We start from the raw sequence: 22,314 nt of genomic DNA, 5'->3' as shown, positions 1-22,314 counted from the left end.
GGAGTTCAGTCGCGCGCGGGTTGCGCGCCGGCTACCATGAGCTGCAGCCAGCCCTTGACGCAGGCGGTGTCGACGAATGCCCGGGTGCCGCTCTCGATCTGTGCCGCGCTGTCGGGAAAGGCGACCTGCAGGTCGGCGACGATATCGTCCACGCTGCGCTGGCCGTCGCAGCGTTTCAGGATTTCCCCGGCCGACACGTTGAGTTTGATCAGGCCTTCGGGGTAAAGCAGGATGTAGGCCTGCTGGCTCGCCTCCCAGCGAAACATGAAGTGCGGTGCCAGCCGGGGGCGCGCGTGGTCGAGCGGGTGGGATGGGGTCATGGCGGTAGCTCCTGATCGGCGCAAGGGGGCGGCAGCGCTGTTGCCGCTGCCGCCCCGTGGCTCAGCGCACGTAGACGTAGGCGGTCACTTCGAAGCCAAGGCGGATTTCGCAGTAGGCGGGGGTTTCCCAGGTCATGACGGTCTCCTTCGGTTGCGGTGCGGCCCCATGCCGCTCCAGTAACGATTATTCGGCCCGGCCCGGACGCCAGCCAGCGGCAGCGGGCCAAAAACGGCTCGTGAAAATCATGAGACGGGCCGCGCCGGCCGCTCCTCGCACAACATGGCGAGGCAGGCCGGGCCGTGCTCGGCGAACAGGCGATGCACCTGCACCCCGTGCGCCCCCGCCGCCAGCGCGGCACGCACGTCGGCGGCGCGGCGGATGCCGCCCACCGCGATCAGCGCCGGACCGCCATGCAGCTGGTGTGCCAGGCCGCGCAGCGTCATGCCGTCCGGCGTGGCGTCGGGCTGGACCAGGATCAGGGCGTCGAACCCCGCCGTGGCGGCGGCGACGGCGAGGCGGACCGACGCCAGCGGCAGCTTGAGCGCGAGCGCCAGGCGGCGCCCGGAGGCCGCGGCGAGCCGGTCGCGTTCCCGCACCATGGCCGCCAGCGCCTGCCGCAGCAGCGCGTCGTGCTCCGCCGCCAGCAGCGGACGGTAGGCCCGGGCGCTGAGATTGCAGCTCAGGTAATCCGCCACCGGCGCCGCCTGCTGCAGGCCGTACAGCCAGTCGTCGTGCAGCGCTGGCGGCGCGGCGCCCGGTGTCATGCCCAGGCCGATGCCGATGGCGCTGTCGCCACGTGCCCCGAGGCGGGCCAGCGTCGCGGCCAGCGCCGCCACGCCGGGCTGCTGCCCCGGCACCGGCTGCGGCGTCACGGTGCCGAACTCCACCGCGGCAAAGCCGGCCGCGAGCAGTGCCGCCGCCTGCGCCCCGCTCTTGTCGATGCCGCCCGCCAGCCCGGGGCGGCGGCCCCAATGAAACGGCGCCGTGTTCACCCCCGTCCCCGCGCAAAGTCCGCCATGAACGCCACCAGGGCGGCGACACCGGCTTCCGGCATGGCGTTGTAGAGGCTGGCGCGCAGCCCGCCGACGTGACAGTGGCCGCGCAGATGCGTCAGCCCGGCCGCCTCGGCTTGCTGCAGAAAGGGCTCGGTGAGGCGCTCGTCCGCCAGCTGGAAACGCACGTTGCTCGGCGAGCGGTGGCCGTGCGCCACCGGCGCCCGGTAGAAGCCGCCGCTGGTGTCGATGGCGTGGTACAGCCGCTCGGCCTTGCGGCGGTTGGCCTCTGCCATTGCCGCCAGACCGCCCGATTCCGCGATCCAGTCGAACACCAGCGCCGCCAGCTCGATGGCCCAGCCCACCGGGGTGTTGACGGTGTTGTTCTCGGCCAGCTGCTGGCGATAGCAATAAGGGGCGGGGGCGTAGCGCGCCTCCCGTTGCAGCAGGTCCTCGCGCACGATCACCACGGTCAGCCCGGCCGGGCCGATGTTCTTCTGGGCGCCGGCGTAGATCAGCCCGAAGCGCGATATATCCAGCGGGGCGGCGAGGAAGCAGGAGGTGGCGTCGGCCACCAGCGGCACGGCGCCGGTGTCGGGCAGGGCGGGGTAGGCGATGCCTTCGCCGGTTTCGTTGGGGGTGATGTGGCAGTAGGCGCAGTCGTCCGGCAGCCGCCAGTTCTCCAGCGGCGGCGCGGCGAGCGGGGTGTCGCCCTGGTAGCGCGCCACCACCGCCACCTCGGCGAAACGGCGCGCCTCGCGGATGGCGCGGCCGGCCCAGTAGCCGGAGTCGGCGTAGGCGGCGCAACGCGACGGGCCGAGCAGGTTGAGCGGCACCATGGAAAACTGCTGCATCGCGCCGCCGGCGAGGAACAGCACGCGGTAGCCCGCAGGCAGGTCGAGCAGCGCCGCCAGACGCTGCCGGGCGCGCTCCAGCGTGGCGCGGAACGCCGGGCTGGTGAACGGGCGCTCCAGCGCGCAGGCGCCGTCGGCGCCGCGTAGCAGCAGGGTGTCGCGCGCCCGCTCCAGCACGGCGTCCGGCAGGCGCGCCGGGCCGGAGGCGAAGTTGTAGGCCGGGCTCATGGTCTCAGCCGAACAGGAAGCCGCCGTGCGTGCCCGCCGCCATGAAGAACAGCAGCGGCAGCGACAGCATGGTGTTGGTGCGCGAGGAGAGATGGGTGATGCGCGAGCAGCGCAGCCGCTCCTCGACGCTGGCCGGCACCAGCCCCAGCACCTTCTTCTGGTGCGGCCACAGCACGAACCAGACGTTGAGCATCATCAGCGTGCCGAGGTACAGGCCGACGCCGATCGGCGCCTGCGCCCCGTGCAGGGTCAGCGCCGACGCCAGGATGCCGCGCTGCCACAGCATCAGCAGGCCGGCGCACCAGGTCAGCACCGCCGCCCAGCGGAAGGTGCCGTGCTCGCGGTTGAGCAGCGCCTGGAAGCGCGGGCTCTGGTCGTCGGTCAGGTCCGCGGCGCTGAGCGGGCGCCAGTTCGGCCGCTGCACCACGCTGGAGTAGTTGTGGCCGACCCAGACGATGCCGGCGAGAAAATGCACCCAGCGCACCAGCAGGTCGAGTGTCATTGCGTCCATGGTGTCTCCTCAGCCGGCCAGCAGGCGCACCAGCAGGAACAGCAGCAGTGTGAGCAGCGCGCCCAGCAGCAGGGTGCCGCCGGCGCTGTCGTAGGGATGGCGCATTCACTCCTCCATGAAGCTGGTGCAGACGCCGTTGGCGGAACGCTTGATCAGCGGCTTGCGGAAGCGCTGTGGCGCCACCGCCTGCGTCACCGCCGCCTGCACCAGGACATGCTGCGGCGAGCGGCTGCAGGCCGGGTCGGTGTTGCCGGCGTCGCCGGTGAGCAGGAAGGCCTGGCAGCGGCAGCCGCCGAAATCTTTTTCCTTTTCGGAACAGGAACGGCACGGTTCCGGCAGCCAGTCGAGCCCGCGGTATTTGCGGAACAGCGGCGAGTCGTGCCAGATCCAGGCCAGGGATTGATCCCGCACCGAATGGAATTCCAGCCCGGGAATCACCCGCGCCTCCTGGCACGGCATCGCCACGCCGTCGGGGGCGATGGTGAGGTGGATGGCGCCCCAGCCGTTCATGCACGCCTTGGGGCGGTCTTCGAAATAGTCGGGGATGACGAAATAGATCGTCATGGCGCCGTCGAGCCGTTCGCGCCAGCGCTGGATCACCGCCTCGGCCCGCTGGATCTGCTCGCGCGTCGGCATCAGCTCGTCGCGGTTGAGCAGCGCCCAGTTGTAGTACTGGATGTTGGCGAATTCGATGTACTCGACGCCGAGCTCGGCGGCCCACGCTACCATCTCGTCGATCAGGTCGATGTTGTGGCGGAATACCGGCATGTTGAGCACCATCGGGAAGCCGTACGCCTTGATCAGGCGTGCCGCTTCCAGCTTGCGGGCGTGGGCGCGGGTGCCCACCAGCTGGTCGGTGAGCGCGGCGCGGGTCGCTTGCAGCGACAGCTGCACCTGCTTCAGGCCGGCCTGCTTGAGCGCCGCCATGCGCGCCTCGTTGAGCCCGACCCCCGAGGTGATCAGGTTGGTGTAGAAGCCCAGCTCGTCGGCGTAGGCCACCAGCTCTTCCAGGTCGGGACGCTGCAACGGTTCGCCGCCGGTGAAGCCCAGCTGCAGCGCGCCCAGCTCGCGCGCTTCGGCGAGCACGCGTTTCCATTCTTCGGTGCTGAGTTCGTGTTCGGTGTACTTGTCGAAATCCAGCGGGTTGTTGCACCACGAGCATTTCAGCGGGCAGCGGTAGGTCAGTTCCAGCGACAGCCACAGCGGTTTGCCCTGGCCATCCAGGCTGAGCCCGGTCGATTCTTTCGGCATGGTGCGCTCCTCTTTCCTCGGCAGGCCGGTGCGGGACGCCCGGCTCCTGTAGACCGGCGGACGGCCGTACAGCGCCGCCTGGCGAGGGCGTGCGACGGTTTCGTGCAGCGGTATCTAGGATCATTGTCGGCACGGTCACGCGCGCGCGCGTCGGCGATGCCGGGAACGCGGCCTCACGGCATCCCGGCGCCGGGCCTCATGATTTTCGCTAGGGCGGAGGGGGGCGGCTGCCTGCGGCGGCCATGTTGTAATCGGTCTCGATCAGACGTCGATCAGGCCGCAACGCACCGCGATCAGCGCCAGCTCGGCGGCGTTCTGCACGTTGAGCTTCTGCTTGATGTGGTAGAGGTGGGTGCCGACGGTGCTCGGGCTCAGGTGCAGTTCCTCCGCCACTTCGTTGACCGAGTGTCCCTGGGCGAGCTGCAGGAAGATGGCGAATTCCTTGTCGGTGAGCGCCTCGGAGGGGTCGGCGGCGCCGCCCAGCTGGGCCAGCGCCACCTGCTGCGCCAGCTGCGGATCGAGATAGCGCTGGTTGTTGCCGATCTGGCGCACCGCCTTGACGAACTCCTGCGGGGCGCTGCGCTTGCACAGGTAGCCCAGGGCGCCGATGCGCAGCGCGCGTACCGGCATCGCCACTTCATGGTGCGCCGAGAGGATCAGCACGCGCGCCGCGGGATGGCGCGCGCGCAGCCGTTCGAGAGTGGCGAAGCCGCCCATGCCGGGCATGTAGAGGTCGAGGATCAGCACGTCGGGCCGGGTTTCGTCGTACAGGCGCAAGGCCTCCTCGCCGTTGTCGGCTTCGCCCAGCACCTGGGCCCCGGCGCTTTCCAGCAGCGTGCGCAGGCCCATGCGTACCAGCGCGTGATCGTCGACGAGCAGGATGCTCAAGCCGGCCAGCGATTGTTTCATCGTGGACTCTCCCATAGGCGCTTGCCGAGGCGGGCGCGGCGGCGGCGCGGCCTCGGCAACGTACCGTGCCGTGAGCGGGACGGTTTCCGTCACCCTGCATGGTAGGGAGCGCGGCGGCGAGGCACTATTCGCCGGATGGGGTGGCGCGCCGGGAAAGAGGCACTACGCGCCTAGTCCTTTCAGACTAGGCGCGGTCTTCGGCCAACCTTTGACGATGCAGACGCCACCTCAGCGGCCGCGGTACATGTAGTCGCGCGACCACGCCAGCGTGGCGGCGTCCTGGCCGGCCTTCTGGCACAGCACCTGGAAGATCGACACCTTGTCGGTGCGGAAGGCGTAGGCGCAGCCGGCGAGGTAGAGGCGCCAGATGCGCCAGGTCTTTTCGTCCACTTCCTGGCGGATCGCCTCGCGGGCGGCCTCGAAGCGGCCGGCCCAGGCCGCCAGCGTGACGGCGTAGTGGCGGCGCAGGCTCTCCACGTCGATCGGCTCCAGCCCGCCTTCCTGCAGCGTGCGCAACACCAGCGAGATATGCGGCAGCTCGCCGTGCGGGAACACGTACCTTTCGATGAAGTCGCCGCCGCCGCCGGCGGTGCCGTCGCTGGCCGCCGAGGTGGTGGTGATGCCGTGGTTGAGGGCGAGGCCGCCGTCGGCGAGCAGGCGGTTCAGCGTGCCGAAGTAGTCCACCAGGTTGGAGAGGCCGACGTGCTCGAACATGCCGACGCTGGTGAGGCGGTCGAAGCGGCCGTCGACGTCGCGGTAGTCCTGCAGGCGGATTTCCACCTGCCGCTGCAGCCCTTCCTGGCGCACGCGTTCCACGGCGTGCTCGTACTGCGCCTCGGACAGCGTGATGCCGACGCAGCGCGCGCCGAATTCGCGCGCCGCCAGCCGTACCAGCGCGCCCCAGCCGCAGCCGATGTCGAGCAGGGTGTGGCCGGGCTGCAGCCGGATCTTGGTGAGGATGTGGCGGATCTTGGCGTGCTGGGCCTCCTCCAGCGTCTCGTTGCCGTGCGCGAAGTAGGCGCAGGAGTAGACCATGTCGCGGTCCAGCCAGTGCGCGTAGAAGCGGTTGGAGACGTTGTAGTGGAAACGGATCGCCTCGCGGTCGAGCTCGCGCGTGTGGCGCACGTGGCCGGGCTGGAAGCTGGCGCCGGGCACAGGGTTCTCGGCCAGGGCGAAGGCGTAGCCCAGCTCGATGATGTCGTCCAGGGTGCCGTCCAGATCGAGCTCGCCCTCGACGTAGGCGGCGGCGAGGTGGTCCACCGACGGCGACAGCAACAGTGGCAGCGACTTCCAGGAGCGCACGCGGATGGCCAGCCGGGGCTGTTCGAAGTCGCCCAGCGCCAGGCTCTGGCCGGAGGGCAGCACGATGGCGACGGGCAGGTTGAGATGGTGGCGGAACGACTTGACCCACGCTTCGACGGGGGCGGCCAGGGTGTGTTCGAGCATGCTGCGGTCCTCATATCGCTGAAGCCCGGTGCCTGCCGGCAACCAGGCTGGTCAATTTCAGCGTAGTGCGCTTTTGCCAAGCGTGCCATGACGGGCGACGACCAGACAGCAAAACGCCGCCCTAGGGCGGCGTTGCAGGAAGATGCGGCACGATGCCGACGGCTTACGCTGCCGGCGGCTCTTCCTCCGGCGCCGACGGTGCCTGCAGGCGGCTGACCATGACCTTGTCGACGCGGGTCTTGTCCATGTCCACCACCTCGAAGGCGAAGCCGTTCCACTCGAAACGGTCGGCCGCCACCGGCACCCGGCCCAGCTGGAACATCACCACGCCGCCCAGGGTATGGATGTTGCCGGTGTCCTCGCCGGGCAGCAGGCTGTCGATGGCGAAGTGCTCGCGCAGCTCGTCCGGCGCCACCATGCCGTCCACCAGCCAGCTGTGTTCGTCGCGCTGGATGATCAGCTGTTCGTCTTCCTGCGGACCGGCCGGCAGCCCGCCGACGATCGACTCCAGCACGTCATGCAGTGTCACCAGGCCTTCCAGCTCGCCGTACTCGTCCACCACCAGCGCCATGTGGATGCGCGCGCGCTTGAACTGCTCCAGCAGCTGCATCAGCGACACCGTGGCCGGCACGTAGAGCGGCGGGTGCATGCCGGCGGTGAAGTCGACGTTGCCGCCGGAGAGCAGGCGGTCGAGCAGATGCTTGGCGTCGACGATGCCGATCAGCTGGTCCATGCCGCCCTTGCACACCGGGTAGCGCGAGTAGGGGTGCGACTGCATCAGCTGGCAATTGCTGGTGTGGTCGTCCTCGATGTCGAGCGAGATGATGTCCTTGCGCGGCGTCATGATCGACGCCACCTTGCGATCGTCGAGGCGGAAGATGTTTTCCACCAGCTCCTGCTCGGCGCGGTCGAACACGCCTTCGTCGGCGCCCTGTTCCATCAGCACCTTGATCTCTTCCTCGGTGATCGAGGGCTCCTTGCTCTTCTTGGCGCCCATCAGGCGCAGGATGGCGTCGGTGAACAGGCTCAGCACGCGCACCAGCGGCGCGGTGGCGCGCGACAGCAGCTTCATCGGCCGCGCCAGCACGGCGGCGAAGAGTTCCGGGTTGTGCATGGCGAGGCGCTTGGGCACCAGCTCGCCGAACAGCAGCGACAGGGTGGTGATGGTCACCACCATCACGCCGAACGCCAGCGGGTCGCTATACGGTGCGATCAACGGGTACTGCTTGAGCCAGGCGGCCAGGTGCTGGGCGATGGCTTCTTCGCCGAACACGCCGGACATGATGCCGATCGAGGTGATGCCGATCTGGATGGTGGAGAGAAAGCGGGTGGGCTCTTCGACCAGCTTGAGCGCGGCCTGCGCGCCCTTGTCGCCGTCGTCGGCCCATTGCTGAAGACGGACCTTGCGCGACGACACCAGCGCCAGTTCGGACATGGCGAACACGCCGTTGAGCAGGATCAGCAACAGTAATATGAATATGTCCACGGTGGGGAAAAAGAGTTGCGGGACTCCAAGCTTAGGGCAAGGCCGGCCCGCTGGGAAGCGGGCCGCTGAGGGACCGGGTCAAAACAGCAGCGATTGTTCGGCGGCGGGTGCCCACTCGATCACGCCGCGCCCGGCGGCGGCGAGCCGGGCGTTGGCCTGCGAGAAGTGGCGGCAGCCGTGAAAGCCGCGGCTGGCCGACAGCGGCGAGGGGTGGGCGGCGCACAGCACCTTGTGGCGGTGCGTGTCGATGCGCTCCGCCTTGCCCTGCGCCCAGTTGCCCCACAACAGGAACACGCAGCCGGGGTTCTCGGCGTTGACGGCGTCGATCAGCGCGTCGCTGACGTGCTGCCAGCCCAGCTTGCCGTGGCTGCCGGCCTTGTCGGCCTCCACCGTCAGCACGCTGTTGAGCAGCAGCACGCCCTGCCGTGCCCAAGGCGTCAGGTCGCCCGAAGCCGGCAGGCCGGTGCCGAGATCGGCGGCGATTTCCTTGTAGACGTTGCGCAGGCTGGGCGGGATGCGCACGCCCGGCGGTACCGAGAACGACAGCCCCATCGCCTCGCCGGCACCGTGGTAGGGGTCCTGGCCGAGGATGACGACGCGCACGTCGGCCGGGGCGGCGTAGCTCAGGGCGTGGAAGATCTGCTCGCGCGGCGGGTAGAGGGTCTTGCCGGCGGCGGCTTCGCTGGCGAGGGTGCGGTCGATCTGGCTCAGGGCCTTGAAACACGCAGGCGACCTCAGCACGGTCTCCCAGGCGGGATGGACGCGGGCGAGGGTGGGGGCGAGATAGTCGAGTTGCGGCATGGCGTTAGTTGTTGTCGCAGAAGAACGGGGGGCTTGGCACGCTTGCAAGCGGCTCGGCGTCGGCCCGGGGCCGGCTGGCGAGCGCGCTCCGATGCTAAGACCGGTCAGCAAAAAGGCCGTTCCCGCACGGCGTGAGGGAAAGGCCTTGAGGCAGGAAATGGCGCGGTTTCAGTAGTGCGCCATGGTCGGATCGACGTCGCAGGCCCAGGCCTCGACGCCGCCACGCAGGCTGATCACCGGCTCGAAACCGGCATTGGCGAGGTAGAGCCCCACCTGGAAGCTGCGCACGCCGTGGTGGCAGACGGTGACGATGGGCTGGTCGTCCGGCAGCTCGCTCATGCGCAGCGGGATCAGGTTCATCGGGATGTGCAGCGAACCGGGAATGCGGCACAGCTGCACTTCCCAGTCCTCGCGCACGTCCAGCAGCACCGGCTGCTCGGCGCTGGCGTCGGCCAGCCACTGTGCCAGCTCGCCGGCGCTGATTTCCTTGACCATCAGAAGCTGAACCGTTCCGGCTCGACCGCCTCGGAGTGGGCCAGGCGCGGGATGCAGATTTCGAACAGATTGGTCTCGCGGAAGACGGTTTCGCTCTCGCGCTCGATCAGCTTGGCGGTCATCACCGGCTCGTCGCCGACCACCAGGATCATGCGGCCGCCGACGGCCAGCTGTTGCTTCAGGCTGTCCGGCACCACCGGCAGCGAGCCGCCGACCAGGATGGCGTCGAACGGCGCCTGTGCGGCGTAGCCGTCGACACCGTTGCCTTCGACCAGAGTGGCGTTGCTGATGCCGGCCTTCTTCAGGTTCTTGGTCGCCATTTCCTTCATCACCGGGTCGAGGTCGACGCTGTAGACGTGACGCGACAGGCTGGCCAGCAGGGCGGTGACGTGACCGCTGCCGGTACCGATTTCCAGCACCTTGTCTTCCGGCTTCAGGCCGAGGTCCTGCACCAGGCGGGCTTCCACCTTCGGCTGCAGCATCTTGTGGCCGTTGACGAGCGGCAGTTCGGTGTCGACGAAGGCCAGCGTGCGCTTGTCGTCCGGCACGAAATCCTCACGTTTCACGTGAAACAGCAGATCGAGTACTTTGGGGTCAAGCACATCCCACGGACGAATTTGCTGTTCGACCAGGTTGAAGCGGGCATTCTCAAAATCCATCAGTTCACTCCGGAAGGGCTTTGTCGACAATAACTTGCGATTATCCCATATTTACCGTACCTTCACAGCATCGCTAGGGGTCCTGCCCCCGTTTTTTATGATCCAGTCCCCATCGAAGGATTGGTTTTTTTACATAAACACGGGGCGCCGGTGAGAAACACCCTTGGAACCTGACCCGGATAATACCGGCGTAGGGAAGCGTCTTTAATTGAAGTCCGGCTTCCGCCGTACTTCCCGCCCATGGCCCCGTCGTCCGGCGTTCCGCTCCCTGCGCTGTTTCATCGAAGCAACCACGGAGACCGACCGATGAACGCGCCGACCAACCTGAATACCGAAATGGTGGTGGACCAAGCCGCCATCCAGCCGCTGCCCAACTCCCGCAAGATCTACGTCGAAGGCTCCCGCCCCGACATCCGCGTGCCGATGCGCGAGATCAGCCAGGCCGACACCCCGACCCAGTTCGGCGGCGAGCAGAACCCGCCGATCTACGTCTACGACTGTTCCGGCCCCTACACCGACCCGGCCGCCCAGATCGACATCCGTTCCGGCCTGGCGCCGATCCGCGCCGCCTGGATCGAGGAGCGCGGCGACACCGAGCAGCTGGCCGGTCTGTCCTCCGAGTACGGCCGCGCCCGCGAGGCCGACGCCAAGCTCGACGAGCTGCGCTTCAACCTGACGCGCCAGCCGCGCCGCGCGCTGCCGGGCAAGAACGTCACCCAGATGCACTACGCGCGCCAGGGCATCATCACGCCGGAGATGGAATACATCGCCATCCGCGAGAACCAGAACCGCGCCGCCTACATCGAGTCGCTCAAGACAGCCGGCGGCAAGGACGCGCGCCTCGTCGAGCTGATGACGCGCCAGCACCCGGGCCAGAACTATGGTGCCGGCATGGTCGACACCATCACCCCGGAATTCGTGCGCCAGGAAGTGGCCGCCGGCCGCGCCATCATCCCGAACAACATCAACCACCCGGAATCCGAGCCGATGATCATCGGCCGCAATTTCCTGGTGAAGATCAACGGCAACATCGGCAACTCCGCCGTCACCTCGTCGATCAGCGAGGAAGTCGACAAGATGACCTGGGGTATCCGCTGGGGCGCCGACACCATCATGGACCTGTCCACCGGCAAGAACATCCACGAGACGCGCGAGTGGATCCTGCGCAACAGCCCGGTTCCCATTGGCACGGTCCCGATCTACCAGGCGCTGGAAAAGGTCAACGGCAAGGCCGAAGACCTGACCTGGGACATCTTCAAGGACACGCTGATCGAGCAGGCCGAGCAGGGGGTGGACTACTTCACCATCCACGCCGGCGTGCTGCTGCGCTACGTGCCGATGACCGCCAACCGCATGACCGGCATCGTCAGCCGCGGCGGTTCGATCATGGCCAAGTGGTGCCTGGCGCATCACAAGGAAAACTTCCTCTACACGCACTTCGAAGAAATCTGCGACATCATGAAGGCCTACGACGTGGCCTTCAGCCTCGGCGACGGCCTGCGTCCGGGTTCGGTGTGGGACGCCAACGACGACGCGCAGCTGGGCGAACTGAAGACCCTGGGCGAACTGACCCAGATCGCCTGGCAGCACGACGTGCAGGTGATGATCGAAGGCCCGGGCCACGTGCCGATGCAGCTGATCAAGGAGAACATGGACAAGGAACTGGAGTGGTGCCACGAAGCGCCGTTCTATACCCTCGGCCCCTTGACCACCGACATCGCCCCCGGCTACGACCACATCACCTCGGCCATCGGCGCGGCGCAGATCGGCTGGTACGGCACCGCGATGCTGTGCTACGTCACGCCGAAGGAGCACCTCGGCCTGCCGAACAAGGACGACGTCAAGGAAGGCATCATCACCTACAAGCTGGCCGCGCACGCCGCCGACCTGGCCAAGGGCCACCCGGGTGCGCAGATCCGCGACAACGCGCTCAGTAAGGCGCGCTTCGAGTTCCGCTGGGAAGACCAGTTCAACCTCGGGCTCGACCCGGACCGCGCGCGCAGCTTCCACGACGAGACGCTGCCGAAGGATTCCGCCAAGGTGGCGCACTTCTGCTCGATGTGCGGCCCGCACTTCTGCTCGATGAAGATCACCCAGGACGTGCGCGACTTCGCCGCGCAGCAAGGGTTGGCCGAAGAGGAGGCGCTGGCCAAGGGCATGGAGGTGAAGTCGATCGAGTTCGTCAAGGGCGGCGCCAAGCTGTACGACAAGATCTGAGCCGAGGCCGGTTAGTGCCGACGTGAACGGACCGCCGAGGCGGTCCGTTTTTTTGCACGGCGGACAGGGGCGTGGCGGCAGAGGGGAGGGACGCCGCTTTGCCTCAGCGCCGGCCAACGTTGGCAAAGCTGCTTGTACGGCGAATCAAAGGATGGCTTGTAAATATATCGCAATGCGATATATTAGAGAGGCCATCGCCGTAAACCAAGGAGCTTTGCCATGAGTCTGCTTACGCCCGTTCGCATGCTGATATCGTCGGAAGACGGCTGGGATGAACTGGCCAGGAGCCATCCCTCGCCGGCGGCCAGCTTCGGCAAGGTGGTGCTGCCGGCGTCGCTGCTCAGCAGCGCGATGATCGTGTACGCCGCGTACTTTCACGGCGAGGTGTACGCGCCCGCGGTGCCCTTCCGTCAGTGGTGCTACGTCGCGCTGCTGTTCCTGCTGGTGAGCTGGCTGTGCGTGCCCCTGATGGGTTACGTGATCCGGCACTCGGTGCGCAGCACCCGGCCGCTGGCGTACCGCGACTGCTACCGTCTGGCGGCGATCGCTCCGCTGCCGATCTGGCTGTCCGCCCTGACGCTGATGGTGCCGAGCCCGCTGTTCAACCTGTTGGCGGGGGTCACCGGGCTGTTCGCCTCGGCCGGGCTGATCCTGCACGGGCTGGACGCCTTGTTCGAGCACGATCACTGGGTGCGGACGCTGTCGGTCACCTACACGGTGTTTTCGGTCGGGGCGCTGCTGTGGGCGCTGGTGATCGGGCTGCTGGTGCTGCCGCTGCTGTAGGGCGGGAGGGCGATTTGTGCTAGGGTGCCCCAGAATTCAGCCCGCGATCCAGCCATGACCTTCCATTCCTCCCTGTCGAAACGCGATTTCGAGCACTTGGCCGATTTCCGTTACCGTTTGCGCCTGTTTCTGCGTTTCAGCGAGGAGCTGGCGCAACAGCACGGTCTGACCCCGCAGCAATACCAGCTGCTGCTGCAATTGCGCGGCTATCCGGGGCAGGACTGGGCCTCCGTGGCCGAGCTGGCCGAACGGCTGCAGTCGCATCATCACAGTGTGGTGGGGCTGGTGTCGCGCTGCGAGGCGCAAGGCCTGGTGCAGCGCCGCCCGGGAAGGGAAGACCGCCGCTGCGTCGAGGTGAGCCTGCTGGCCAAGGGTGAGGAACTGGTGGAAACGCTGGCGCAGGCGCATCGCGACGAGCTGATCCTGCTCCGGCAGGGTGGAGGGCTTGCGTCGCTCGACCTGCTGCTGCTGACGCAGCAGGGGCTGGGCGAGGGCGCCTGAGCGGCGCTCAGGCGATCGGGCAAAGAAAAGGTTGGCTTCGGCCAACCTTTTTTGTTGCGGCATCCCCATTGCCCGGTCAGCGCAGCGGGCCGGTGAGGCGGGTGAGGGTGTTGTCCTTGACGAAGCGGTGGTGCCATACCGCGGCGGCGGCGTGCCCGATCACCAGCCACAACAGCACGTTGCCGAGCGTTTCGTGCACTTCTTTCAGGTCGTGGGCGGTGGCGCGGTCCAGCGTGAACAGCACCGGCAGGGGTTGGCCGAAGAACGCCAGTTCGTGACCGCTGCCCTGCACGATCGCGATCCCCAACAGCGGCAGGGCCAGCATCAGCGCGTACAGCACCCAGTGCGCAAGCTTGGCCAGCGCCGCGCTGTGCCTGTGCGGCGCCGGGGTGATCTCGGGCACGCGGTTGCCGAGACGCCACAGCAGGCGCGGCAGCACCAGCAGCAACACGATCAGACCGGCCTGGAAATGGCCGAATTTCATGGCGTCGCGCAGCGGCGTGCCCTTGGGAAAGACATCCTTGAATTCGATGAAGGCCAGGGCGGCGATGACGGCCAGGGCGGACAGCCAGTGCAGGGCACGGGCCAGCCAGCCATAACTGTGCTGGGAATTTTTCAACATGATGTACTCCTGTTTACTTGCTGCCGTTCAGGGTAGGAGCGCCGTCTTAATGCAGACTTAACTCCACCGATCGCGGCAGATGATCGAAAAATCGGGCTCATTTGTTGCCTTGGCGCAACGGTACCGTTCCTGAGCCGGTGCCCCGGGCGTACCGTGCCAGTGGTTCCCTGGCGGCGGTGGCGAGTGGCTCTGTCGCCGCGGCGCGGCCTGCGGCATGCTGTGGCGATCGTCCCCGGCAGGAGCCAACCTTTGAGCACCGAACTGCACATCCGCGCCGCGAGCGCCGCCGACCACGCCGCCTGGCTGCCGCTCTGGCTGGGCTACCAGGCGTTCTACAAAACCACGATTGCCGAGGCCACCAGCGCCGTCACCTGGCAGCGCCTGCTCGATCCGGCCGAACCGATGGCCGCCTATCTGGCCTGGCAGGGCGACGAGGCCGTCGGGCTGGTGCACACCGTCTACCACCGTTCGTGCTGGACCGTGGGCGACTACTGCTACCTGCAGGACCTGTACGTGGCCGAGGGGGTGCGTGGCCGCGGCGTCGGACGCCGGCTGATCGAGCACGTCTACCGTCAGGCGGCGGCGGATGGCTGCTCGCGTGTGCACTGGCTGACGCACGAGACCAACCGTGACGCCATGCAGCTGTACGACCGCATCGCCGAGCGTTCCGGCTTCGTGCAGTACCGCCGGTTGCTGGGCTGAACCCGCATCAGGGTTGGCCGAAGCCGGCGTTCCCCACTGTGAAGGAGGGGCAGACGGCTTGCTTCGCATCCGTCCGTTCGGTACCGGGTGAGGTCATGCTAGGTGAGGAGTGGGGAGAAAAAATGGAGCAATTCGGGAGTAATTGGTGAGGCGCTGCCCGTCATGGCCACGTCGTCGCCCGTGAGCCATCGGCGTGTCGCCATGAAAAACGGCAGCCTTAGGCTGCCGTTTTGTCGGGCCGGCGGGCTTAATGCTCCTGTAGCCCCTTGACCGCTTCCTTCACCGCCGAAGCTTGCTGCTTCAGCTTGTTCATCTGCTGTTTCAGTTCGGGTTTGAGGGCCGCCGCGGCGCTCCCGACCTTGTTGGCCGCCGTGCCTAGCGCGGCGCTGGCTTCCTGTTTCAGCTCGCCCACCGGGGCGCTTGCTGCCTCGACGGTGCTATGCACTGCGCCGATCGCGTCCGAGGCCGACTGCTGCAGCTTGGTCGTCTGTTTGTCGCTGCAGGCGGCAAGCCCCAGCGCCAGCGCGATTGCGAGGGGAAGGTAAGACTTCGGCATAGAGATTTCTCCGCGTCATCTGGAATAGGTCAGAGGCGATTCGCGCGGCGGAAGTTCCTCAGTGTGGCCCGGGAGGGCACGACCTCCTTCAGGCGCCTCCCGTTCCCGCCAGCGCGGCGGCCAGCCCGTGCGGTGCCTGTTGGACCGCCAGCTGCGGCGTGCCGTGCCAGGCGGCCAGCTTGGCGAGGGCGGCGCGCAGGTCGGCGGTCAGGCGCTGCGTCACGCGCACCCCCGGCTCCAGGTACAGCGCCTTGACCTCGAACACCCCCAGCGCGCGGTGTGCCTTGGCGTCCAGCCGCCCCACCAGCCGGCCGCGCTGCAGGATGGGCAGCACGAAGTAGCCGTACTGGCGCTGCGGCGCCGGGGTGTAGCACTCCAGCCGGTAGTCGAAGCCGAACAGCTCGGCGGCGCGGCGGCGGTCCCACACCACCGGGTCGAACGGCGACAGCAGCGCCGTGGCGCTGGCCTTGAGCCGCTCGTCCGCCGCCAAGGCGAGCTCGTCGGCCAGGCTGGCGTGTACGAAGGCGTCGTGCTGCCAGCCCTCGATGCGCACCGGCAGCAGCTCGCCGGCGTCGGCCAGCGCGTGCAGCGCGGCGTCGTAGCGGCCGCGCTTGAGGCGGTAGTAGTCCGCCACCCAGCCCGCCTTGACCACCCCCAGCGCGCGGCAGCTATGGCGGATCAATTCGTGCCGCGCGGCTTCCGGCGGGGGCAGGTCGCGCGCGTCGTCCCAGTCCGGGCGCACCCGTTCCGCCAGGTCGTAGACGCGCTGGAAGCGCTGGCGCGCCGCCACCATCAGCCGCCCGGCGGTGAACAGCACCTCGAGGTGGCGCTTTTCCGGCTTCCAGTCCCACCAGCCGTCGCCCTTGCCGCCCTGCCGTGCGAAATCCGCCGAGCGCACCGGGCCGTTTACGCGGATGTGTTGGACCAGCTGTTCGATCTCGGCGCGGTGCTTGTCCATCCACGCCACCGAGTACTTCCAGCCCATGCCCGCCGGGTCGAGCATGCGGTGGCGCAGCAGGCGGTAGTCCTCAGACGGCACGAAGCAGGCCTCGTGAGCCCAGTACTCGAACAACGCCCCTTCGGCCAGCAATTCGTCCAGCCAGGCCGGGTCGTAGTGGCCGAGCCGGCTGAACAGCACCAGGTAGGGGCTCCTGGCCAGCACGTGGATGGTGTCGATCTGCAACAAGGCCATGCGCCGGATCGCCGCCAGCACGTCGCCCTTGCCGGCTCGGCGCCTGGGCGGCGTCAACAGGCCCTGGGCGGCCAGATGCAGGTGGCGGGCGGCGCTGGGCGAGAGGTGAACCGTGGTCATGGCGATGGCATGGTGAGGGGGAAGGCATGACTATAGCAAATGGGGGAGGGGAGCTTGGCGCTGTTTGCGCGTTTTGGCCTTCCCCCTGCCGGCGCAGCGACTAAGCTGTCTGTGTGAGTCCTTATTCCCTATTTCATCACCACAAGGAGAACGACATGGATACCGGTAAGCACGAACTGCCGCAGCTGTTCCAGCAACTCGGCCTGGGCGGCGACGCCGCGGCGATCGACGCGTTTCTGGCCAAGCATCGGCTGGAGCACGGCATGGAGGTGGCCGATGCGCCGTTCTGGAGCGCGGCGCAGGCCGATTTTCTGCGCCAGGCGCTGGAAAGCGACGCCGAGTGGGCCGAGGCGGTGGACGAGCTGGCGACCTTGCTGAGCCAATAGCGTTTGGCCGGCGCGATGGCGCTGGCGCGGTGGGTGGCATGGCCTATGCTGGGGGTGAGCCTGACGGCGGCGGGTGCTGGTGCCGGCGCAAACGGGCTCTCGACAGCTAGGTAAGGAGACCCATCATGATGATCGCCCGCTGGAGTATCGAGGCCAAGTTCGGCCACAAGCCCGAGGTGGTGGCGGAGATGCAGCGCTGGTTGCGCGAGATCGGTTCGCAGGTCGGCTGGACCCCCGAGCGGGTGCGGCTGTTGAACGGCTCGATCGGCGCCAGGGAGTCCACCATCCAGTCCGAGGTCGAGATCGCCGATCTGGCCGAACTCGACGCGGTATGGCGCAAGCTCGCCACCCTTGACGCGCACGCGGCGTGGAGCCGCGCGCTGGAGCCGCACGTGGTGTCCGGCACGCAGCGCTGGGACATCTTCCGCGTCATCGGCTAGAGGGAGGCCCCGGCGCGAGGCGGAAGGCTGCCAGGGAGTGGCTTTCCGGCTGCACCGATGTGGGTCGTCCCATGTCGGGCGGCCCCCCGGCATAAGCCGGGGGGCCGCCACCGGTTCCATCATCGTCGCTGATGGCGGAACGCCGTTCCTTCGCAACGCTGTGCTACCTTGCTCAGTCAGGCTTCCGACCTACACCTAAATCCCTGATTCCGCTATACTTCCGCCCCTGTCGCGTGCCCGCGCGCACCCCCACCCCCAGCAAGGAAGCCGTCGCATGAGTCTGTTGCCGCATCAAGTCGAACTGTTGTCCCCCGCCAAGAGCGCCGAGATCGGGCGCGAGGCGATCCTGCACGGGGCGGATGCGGTGTACATCGGCGGGCCCTCCTTCGGCGCGCGCCACAACGCCTGCAACAGCGTGGAGGACATCGCCGGGCTGGTGCAATTCGCGCACCGCTACCACGCGCGCATCTTCGCCACGCTCAACACCATCCTGCACGACGCCGAGCTGGAGCCGGCGCGCAAGCTGATCTGGCAACTGTACGACGCCGGCGTCGACGCGCTGATCGTGCAGGACATGGGCATCCTGCAGATGGACCTGCCGCCAATCCAGCTGCACGCCTCGACCCAGTGCGACATCCGCGACGCCGACAAGGCGCGTTTCCTGTCCGACGCCGGCTTCAGCCAGATCGTGCTGGCGCGCGAACTGACCATCCCGCAGATCGCCAAGATCGCACAGACCGTGGCAGAGAGCGCCGACCCCGCCACCATCGAGTACTTCATCCACGGCGCGCTGTGCGTGGCGTTCTCCGGGCAGTGCTACATCAGCCACGCCGACACCGGGCGCAGCGCCAACCGCGGCGACTGCTCGCAGGCCTGCCGCCTGCCGTACACCCTGACCGACGAGAAGGGCGGCGTGGTGGCGTTCGACAAGCACCTGCTGTCGATGAAGGACAACAACCAGAGCGCCAACCTGGAAGCGCTGCTGGACGCCGGGGTACGCTCGCTGAAGATCGAGGGGCGCTACAAGGACGTCAGCTACGTCAAGAACATCACCGCGCACTACCGCCTGCTGCTGGATGAGATCATCGAGCGCCGCCCGGAGCTGGCACCGGCCTCGAGCGGCAGCAGCGAGATCTTCTTCGCACCGGACCCGGACAAGACCTTCCACCGCGGCGCCACCGACTACTTCGCCACCGGCCGCAAGCAGGACATCGGCGCCTTCGATTCGCCCAAGTTCGTCGGCGTGGCGCTGGGCACGGTGCACCAGGTGGGCGAGACCTGGCTGGAGATCGCCACCCCCGAGACCATGAGCAACGGCGACGGCATCAACTTCATGAAGAAGCGCGAGGTGGTGGGCATGCAGCTCAACACCGTGAAACAGGTCGGCAAGGTGCCCGGCGGCGACCTGCTGTGGCGCTGCGAGCCGAACGACCCGAGCGTGCTGGCCGGCCTCAAGCCCGGCACCGACCTCAGCCGCAACCGCGACCACGCCTGGGAGCTGGCGCTGCTGAAGAAGTCGGCCGAGCGCCGCGTCGGGGTGTGGCTGACCTTGGCCGAGAGCGCCGACGGCACGGCGCTGACCGTGACCGACGAGGACGGCTGCAGCGCCACGGCCAGCGTCCCGATGGCGCTGGAGCCCGCCAAGGACGCCGCCCGCGCCGAGGCGGGGCTGCGCGACAATCTCGCCAAGCTCGGCAACACCATGTTCCAGGCGCACGACGTGGCGCTGCAGATCAGCCAGCCCTGGTTCGTGCCGGCCTCGGTGGTCAACGGCCTGCGCCGCGACGCCATCGAGCGGCTGGAAGCGGCGCGCCTCGCCGCCTGGCCGCGCCAGCCGCGCAAGGCGCCGGTGGAGCCGCCGGTGCCGTACCCGGAAAAGAACCTGAGCTATCTGGCCAACGTCTACAACGCGCTGGCGTGGGATTTCTACAAAAAGCACGGCGTCGAGGTGATCGAACCGGCCTACGAGGCGCACCAGGAGGAGGGCGAGGTGAGCCTGATGATCACCAAGCACTGCCTGCGCTTCTCCTACAACCTGTGCCCCAAGCAGGCCAAGGGGGTGAAGGGGGTGATGGGGCAGGTGCGCGCCGACCCGATGGTGCTCAAGTCCGGCAATGAGACCTACACCCTGAAATTCGAATGCCGTCCGTGCGAGATGCACGTCATGGGCAAGATGAAGAAGCACGTCCTCAAGTCGCCGCCGCCGTCCGAAATCCCCGCCAGCGCGCCGATCACCTTCTTCAAGCAGCGCCCGGCGTAATCCCCCGTCCTTCGGCCAACCTTTTCGGTTGGCCGTTTTGCCATGGCGGCCTCTCCGGCCTACAACGGAAGCTGACCCGCTCACCGTTCAGGAGCCGCCATGCGTCCTTCCTCCGTCCTGCTGTTGCTGGCGCTCGCCGCCTGCGAACCGCCGCCGCCCGCCAAGATCGCCGCGCCGCAACGCGAGATGCTGGACCAGGCCAAGGCGGTGCAGCACACCGTCGACAGCCAGAACCAGCAGCTGCAGCAGCAGATCGACGCCGCCGAAGGCAAGACCACGCCGTAGCCGGCGCGGCCGTCATTTGCGTCCCCTTTGCGCCGCCGGGCGAGCCATACTGCAAACAGGGTATGGCGCAAGGAGACGACGATGATCGAAACGCTGACAAGTCCCTCGTCCCGGGTGGTGGCCATCAAGCTGCGCGGCACGCTGCACGACGTCGATTACCGCACGCTGGAGCCGCTGGTGGAAGCGGCGCTGCACGGCGGCAACAAGGCGCGGCTGTACGCCCAGTTCGACGACTTTCACGGCTGGGACCTGCACGCGGTGTGGGACGACATGAAGTTCGGCACCCGCCACTACGCCGATTTCGAGCGCATCGCCGTGGTCGGCGACGAGACCTGGCAGGAATGGATGGTGAAGCTGGTGCGGCCGTTCACGCTGGCCTCGCTGCGTTATTTCCCGAGCGAGGAGACCCCGGCCGCCTGGGCCTGGATCCACGAGGAGTTGTGACGGCCGGGCCGGGCGGCGGGCCTTGCTCGCGGCGGTGCGGCGCTACCCCTGCCGGGGCCAACGGGCCGGGCTGGCGCTGCACACCGGCCGGTTTCGCGGTGCGTGCCACGGCGTGACGACACGGCCGGGTTTTGCCAACGCCGGTTTCACGTGAAACACTGTCGCTCCATTCCCAAGGAGCCGCCTCGTATGACCCACCCCCTGATCGACAGCAGCGGCCTCGCCGCCGCCCTGGAGCAGTTCGCCCTCGAACGCGACTGGCCGCGCTACCACACCGCGCGCAACCTGGTGCTGGCGCTGACCGGCGAGGTGGGGGAACTGGCGGAAATCTTCCAGTGGCTCTCCGACGACGAGGCGGCCGGGTTGGCCGAAGACCCGGCGCGCTTCACCCATCTGCAGGAGGAACTGGCCGACGTGCTGATGTACCTGGTGCGGCTGGCCAGCGTCACCGGCGTCGACCTCGACGCGGCGGTGCGCGACAAGCTGGTGAAGAATGCGCGCAAGTACCCGGCGCCCTGAGCGCGCCGGCACGGTACCTTACAGAAAGCGCAGCGGGTCGACGCCCCACTGCTCCGGCGATTCGTGGCGCACGATGCGGTCGCCGCCGCCCTGGCCCAGGCCGCGCGCCAGGTCGATCAGCAGCGGCGTGATGTAGCTGTTGCTCTTGGTGCTGAAGAAGGCCTTGACCTTGGGGGTGAGCATATTGCTCTCGCTCTGCTCCACCACCACCGCCAGCTTGCCGCTTTCCAGCCGCACCAGCGTGCCCACCGGGTAGATGCCGGTGCTGCGCATGAACGCCTGCACCAGCGTCGGGTTGAAGTGGAACTTCGACCATTCGTAGATCTTGCGCAAGGCGTCGGTCGGGGTCATGCCGCGGTGGTAGCAGCGGTCCGAGGTGAGCGCGTCGTAGACGTCGACGATCGCCGCCATCTGCCCCAGCTCGGAAATCTCGTCGCCCTTGAGGCCGCGCGGGTAGCCGCTGCCGTCGTGGCGTTCGTGGTGCTGCGCCGCCACTTCGATCGCGATGGCGGAGATGCCCGGAGTCTGGCGCAGGATCTTCTCGCTGGCCACCACGTGGCACTTCATCACGGCGAACTCGCTCTCGTTCAGCTTGCCCGGCTTGTTGAGGATGGCGTCGGGCACCGTCATCTTGCCGATGTCGTGCAGCATGCCGCCCACGCCGGCGTGGTGCAGCGTCCCGTGCTCCAGTTCCATGGCGCGCGAAAAGCTGACCATCAGCGCACCCACGCTGACCGAATGCAGGAAGGTGTAGTCATCCTTGTTCTTGATGCGGCACAGCGCCAGCAGGGCGTCGTTATTGCGCAGGATCGAGGTGGTCATCTTCTCCACCGTCGGTTCCACCCGCTCCAGCTGCACCTGCCGCCCCAGCCGCACGTCCTGCATGATGTCGCGCACGATCTGGTGCGCCTCGGCGTGGATGCGCCGCGCCTGGCCGAACTCCTCGGCCGCGTCCACCCGGCGCGGCAACTGGCTCTTGCCCTCGGCAAAGGTGCGGATTTCCTGTTCCAGCTGCTGTTTCACCTCGGCCACGGTGGGCGCGTGCGCCACGTCCAGCCCCTTGCCGGTATCGATGTAGAGCTGATGGATGCCGGCCTGGCGGATCTTGTCGATCTCGCCCTCGCTGCCGATGACGAAGCGGTTGCGCAGAAAGGGATGGCTCATCCAGTCGCAGTTGAGGTCGTGGATGAACATGCCCGGCTTCAAGTCGGCGATATCGATGCACTTGATCATGGCAAAAAACCGCAGTGGTATGTCGTTTTCATTCAATTGGCACCGAGGCAGAGGGACTAGGATCGCGGCGCCGGGAGAGTGGCGTCGTGATCATTAACCCG

26 protein-coding genes are annotated in these 22,314 nt (G+C 67.6%); 10 read left to right on the top strand and 16 right to left on the bottom strand.

What is annotated here, in order from left to right:
• Positions 1-5: 5 nt before the first annotated feature.
• The 12 genes from pqqD to ABKF58_RS05635 form a co-directional block, all read right to left on the bottom strand.
• On the bottom strand, positions 6-320 hold the full coding sequence (gene pqqD / locus ABKF58_RS05690) for a pyrroloquinoline quinone biosynthesis peptide chaperone PqqD (protein ID WP_482583752.1): 315 nt from the start codon (positions 318-320) through the stop codon (positions 6-8).
• 61 nt (positions 321-381) lie between these two features.
• A complete protein-coding gene (gene pqqA, locus ABKF58_RS05685; RefSeq protein ID WP_081455968.1) occupies positions 382-456 on the bottom strand; it encodes a pyrroloquinoline quinone precursor peptide PqqA in 75 nt (24 codons plus the stop codon).
• Positions 457-563: 107 nt separating this feature from the next.
• Complete coding sequence (locus tag ABKF58_RS05680) at positions 564-1,313, bottom strand: dihydroorotate dehydrogenase (RefSeq protein WP_482583751.1); 750 nt, start codon at positions 1,311-1,313, stop codon at positions 564-566.
• Positions 1,310-2,395 carry a 3-phosphoserine/phosphohydroxythreonine transaminase gene (serC, locus tag ABKF58_RS05675; protein ID WP_482583749.1) on the bottom strand — a complete coding sequence of 362 codons (1,086 nt, stop codon included), beginning with the start codon at positions 2,393-2,395 and terminating at the stop codon, positions 1,310-1,312. The genes ABKF58_RS05680 and serC overlap by 4 nt, the downstream gene beginning before the upstream one ends.
• A 4-nt stretch (positions 2,396-2,399) precedes the next feature.
• Positions 2,400-2,906 carry a urate hydroxylase PuuD gene (locus ABKF58_RS05670; protein ID WP_482583748.1) on the bottom strand — a complete coding sequence of 169 codons (507 nt, stop codon included), beginning with the start codon at positions 2,904-2,906 and terminating at the stop codon, positions 2,400-2,402.
• A 105-nt stretch (positions 2,907-3,011) separates the two neighbouring features.
• Entirely contained in the window at positions 3,012-4,157 is a 1,146-nt protein-coding gene (gene pqqE / locus ABKF58_RS05665) for a pyrroloquinoline quinone biosynthesis protein PqqE (protein ID WP_008955408.1), read from the bottom strand.
• Between the two features lie 261 nt (positions 4,158-4,418).
• Complete coding sequence (locus tag ABKF58_RS05660; protein ID WP_014088795.1) at positions 4,419-5,066, bottom strand: response regulator; 648 nt, start codon at positions 5,064-5,066, stop codon at positions 4,419-4,421.
• 228 nt (positions 5,067-5,294) lie between these two features.
• Positions 5,295-6,512 carry a class I SAM-dependent methyltransferase gene (locus tag ABKF58_RS05655; RefSeq protein ID WP_482583746.1) on the bottom strand — a complete coding sequence of 406 codons (1,218 nt, stop codon included), beginning with the start codon at positions 6,510-6,512 and terminating at the stop codon, positions 5,295-5,297.
• Between the two features lie 163 nt (positions 6,513-6,675).
• Positions 6,676-7,977 carry a hemolysin family protein gene (locus ABKF58_RS05650; RefSeq protein WP_482583745.1) on the bottom strand — a complete coding sequence of 434 codons (1,302 nt, stop codon included), beginning with the start codon at positions 7,975-7,977 and terminating at the stop codon, positions 6,676-6,678.
• Positions 7,978-8,076: 99 nt separating this feature from the next.
• Positions 8,077-8,799: a uracil-DNA glycosylase gene (locus ABKF58_RS05645; RefSeq protein WP_482583743.1), complete on the bottom strand. Its 723-nt coding sequence runs from the start codon at positions 8,797-8,799 to the stop codon at positions 8,077-8,079.
• A gap of 168 nt (positions 8,800-8,967) precedes the next feature.
• Positions 8,968-9,294, bottom strand: a complete 327-nt coding sequence (locus ABKF58_RS05640; protein ID WP_008955413.1) for a rhodanese-like domain-containing protein — start codon at positions 9,292-9,294, stop codon at positions 8,968-8,970.
• Entirely contained in the window at positions 9,294-9,953 is a 660-nt protein-coding gene (locus ABKF58_RS05635) for a protein-L-isoaspartate O-methyltransferase family protein (protein ID WP_482583741.1), read from the bottom strand. The genes ABKF58_RS05640 and ABKF58_RS05635 overlap by 1 nt, the downstream gene beginning before the upstream one ends.
• A gap of 306 nt (positions 9,954-10,259) precedes the next feature.
• Between ABKF58_RS05635 and thiC the strand changes: the two genes are divergently transcribed.
• The 3 genes from thiC to ABKF58_RS05620 all read left to right on the top strand — a co-directional run bounded on the left by thiC (position 10,260) and on the right by ABKF58_RS05620 (position 13,454).
• On the top strand, positions 10,260-12,170 hold the full coding sequence (thiC, locus tag ABKF58_RS05630) for a phosphomethylpyrimidine synthase ThiC (RefSeq protein ID WP_482582427.1): 1,911 nt from the start codon (positions 10,260-10,262) through the stop codon (positions 12,168-12,170).
• 219 nt (positions 12,171-12,389) lie between these two features.
• On the top strand, positions 12,390-12,953 hold the full coding sequence (locus ABKF58_RS05625) for a YIP1 family protein (RefSeq protein WP_014088801.1): 564 nt from the start codon (positions 12,390-12,392) through the stop codon (positions 12,951-12,953).
• A gap of 54 nt (positions 12,954-13,007) precedes the next feature.
• Entirely contained in the window at positions 13,008-13,454 is a 447-nt protein-coding gene (locus tag ABKF58_RS05620) for a MarR family winged helix-turn-helix transcriptional regulator (RefSeq protein WP_482583740.1), read from the top strand.
• 76 nt (positions 13,455-13,530) lie between these two features.
• Here ABKF58_RS05620 and ABKF58_RS05615 read toward each other — a convergent pair whose 3' ends face one another.
• Positions 13,531-14,076: a cytochrome b gene (locus ABKF58_RS05615; RefSeq protein WP_482583738.1), complete on the bottom strand. Its 546-nt coding sequence runs from the start codon at positions 14,074-14,076 to the stop codon at positions 13,531-13,533.
• 249 nt (positions 14,077-14,325) lie between these two features.
• On the opposite strand from ABKF58_RS05615, the gene ABKF58_RS05610 reads away from it, so the two are divergent.
• Positions 14,326-14,778 (top strand): GNAT family N-acetyltransferase, encoded by a 453-nt coding sequence (locus ABKF58_RS05610; protein WP_482583737.1) that lies wholly within the window; start codon positions 14,326-14,328, stop codon positions 14,776-14,778.
• Between the two features lie 247 nt (positions 14,779-15,025).
• Here ABKF58_RS05610 and ABKF58_RS05605 read toward each other — a convergent pair whose 3' ends face one another.
• Positions 15,026-15,334 carry a hypothetical protein gene (locus tag ABKF58_RS05605; RefSeq protein WP_482583735.1) on the bottom strand — a complete coding sequence of 103 codons (309 nt, stop codon included), beginning with the start codon at positions 15,332-15,334 and terminating at the stop codon, positions 15,026-15,028.
• Between the two features lie 88 nt (positions 15,335-15,422).
• Positions 15,423-16,646 (bottom strand): winged helix-turn-helix domain-containing protein, encoded by a 1,224-nt coding sequence (locus ABKF58_RS05600; RefSeq protein WP_482583734.1) that lies wholly within the window; start codon positions 16,644-16,646, stop codon positions 15,423-15,425.
• Positions 16,647-16,801: 155 nt separating this feature from the next.
• Between ABKF58_RS05600 and ABKF58_RS05595 the strand changes: the two genes are divergently transcribed.
• The 6 genes from ABKF58_RS05595 (at position 16,802) to ABKF58_RS05570 (ending at position 20,980) form a co-directional block, all read left to right on the top strand.
• The gene (locus ABKF58_RS05595) at positions 16,802-17,032 is read left to right on the top strand and encodes a DUF2789 domain-containing protein (protein WP_085276589.1); all 231 of its coding nucleotides are present in this window, start codon (positions 16,802-16,804) and stop codon (positions 17,030-17,032) included.
• Positions 17,033-17,157: 125 nt separating this feature from the next.
• Complete coding sequence (locus ABKF58_RS05590; RefSeq protein WP_482583732.1) at positions 17,158-17,472, top strand: hypothetical protein; 315 nt, start codon at positions 17,158-17,160, stop codon at positions 17,470-17,472.
• A gap of 274 nt (positions 17,473-17,746) precedes the next feature.
• Positions 17,747-19,732, top strand: coding sequence for a peptidase U32 family protein (locus tag ABKF58_RS05585; protein ID WP_482583730.1), 1,986 nt, complete (start codon positions 17,747-17,749; stop codon positions 19,730-19,732).
• Positions 19,733-19,831: 99 nt separating this feature from the next.
• Positions 19,832-20,017, top strand: coding sequence for a hypothetical protein (locus tag ABKF58_RS05580; protein ID WP_014088808.1), 186 nt, complete (start codon positions 19,832-19,834; stop codon positions 20,015-20,017).
• An 81-nt stretch (positions 20,018-20,098) separates the two neighbouring features.
• The gene (locus ABKF58_RS05575; RefSeq protein WP_482583729.1) at positions 20,099-20,461 is read left to right on the top strand and encodes a SpoIIAA family protein; all 363 of its coding nucleotides are present in this window, start codon (positions 20,099-20,101) and stop codon (positions 20,459-20,461) included.
• Positions 20,462-20,650: 189 nt separating this feature from the next.
• Positions 20,651-20,980, top strand: coding sequence for a nucleotide pyrophosphohydrolase (locus ABKF58_RS05570; protein WP_482583728.1), 330 nt, complete (start codon positions 20,651-20,653; stop codon positions 20,978-20,980).
• Between the two features lie 18 nt (positions 20,981-20,998).
• Here ABKF58_RS05570 and ABKF58_RS05565 read toward each other — a convergent pair whose 3' ends face one another.
• Positions 20,999-22,213: an HD-GYP domain-containing protein gene (locus ABKF58_RS05565; RefSeq protein ID WP_482583726.1), complete on the bottom strand. Its 1,215-nt coding sequence runs from the start codon at positions 22,211-22,213 to the stop codon at positions 20,999-21,001.
• Positions 22,214-22,314: the final 101 nt, after the last annotated feature.

The sequence above is a fragment of the Pseudogulbenkiania sp. AW2-16 genome, from assembly GCF_056824575.1.
The sequence above is the reverse complement of the archived record's forward strand: the minus strand, read 5'-3'. Positions and strand labels throughout refer to the sequence as shown.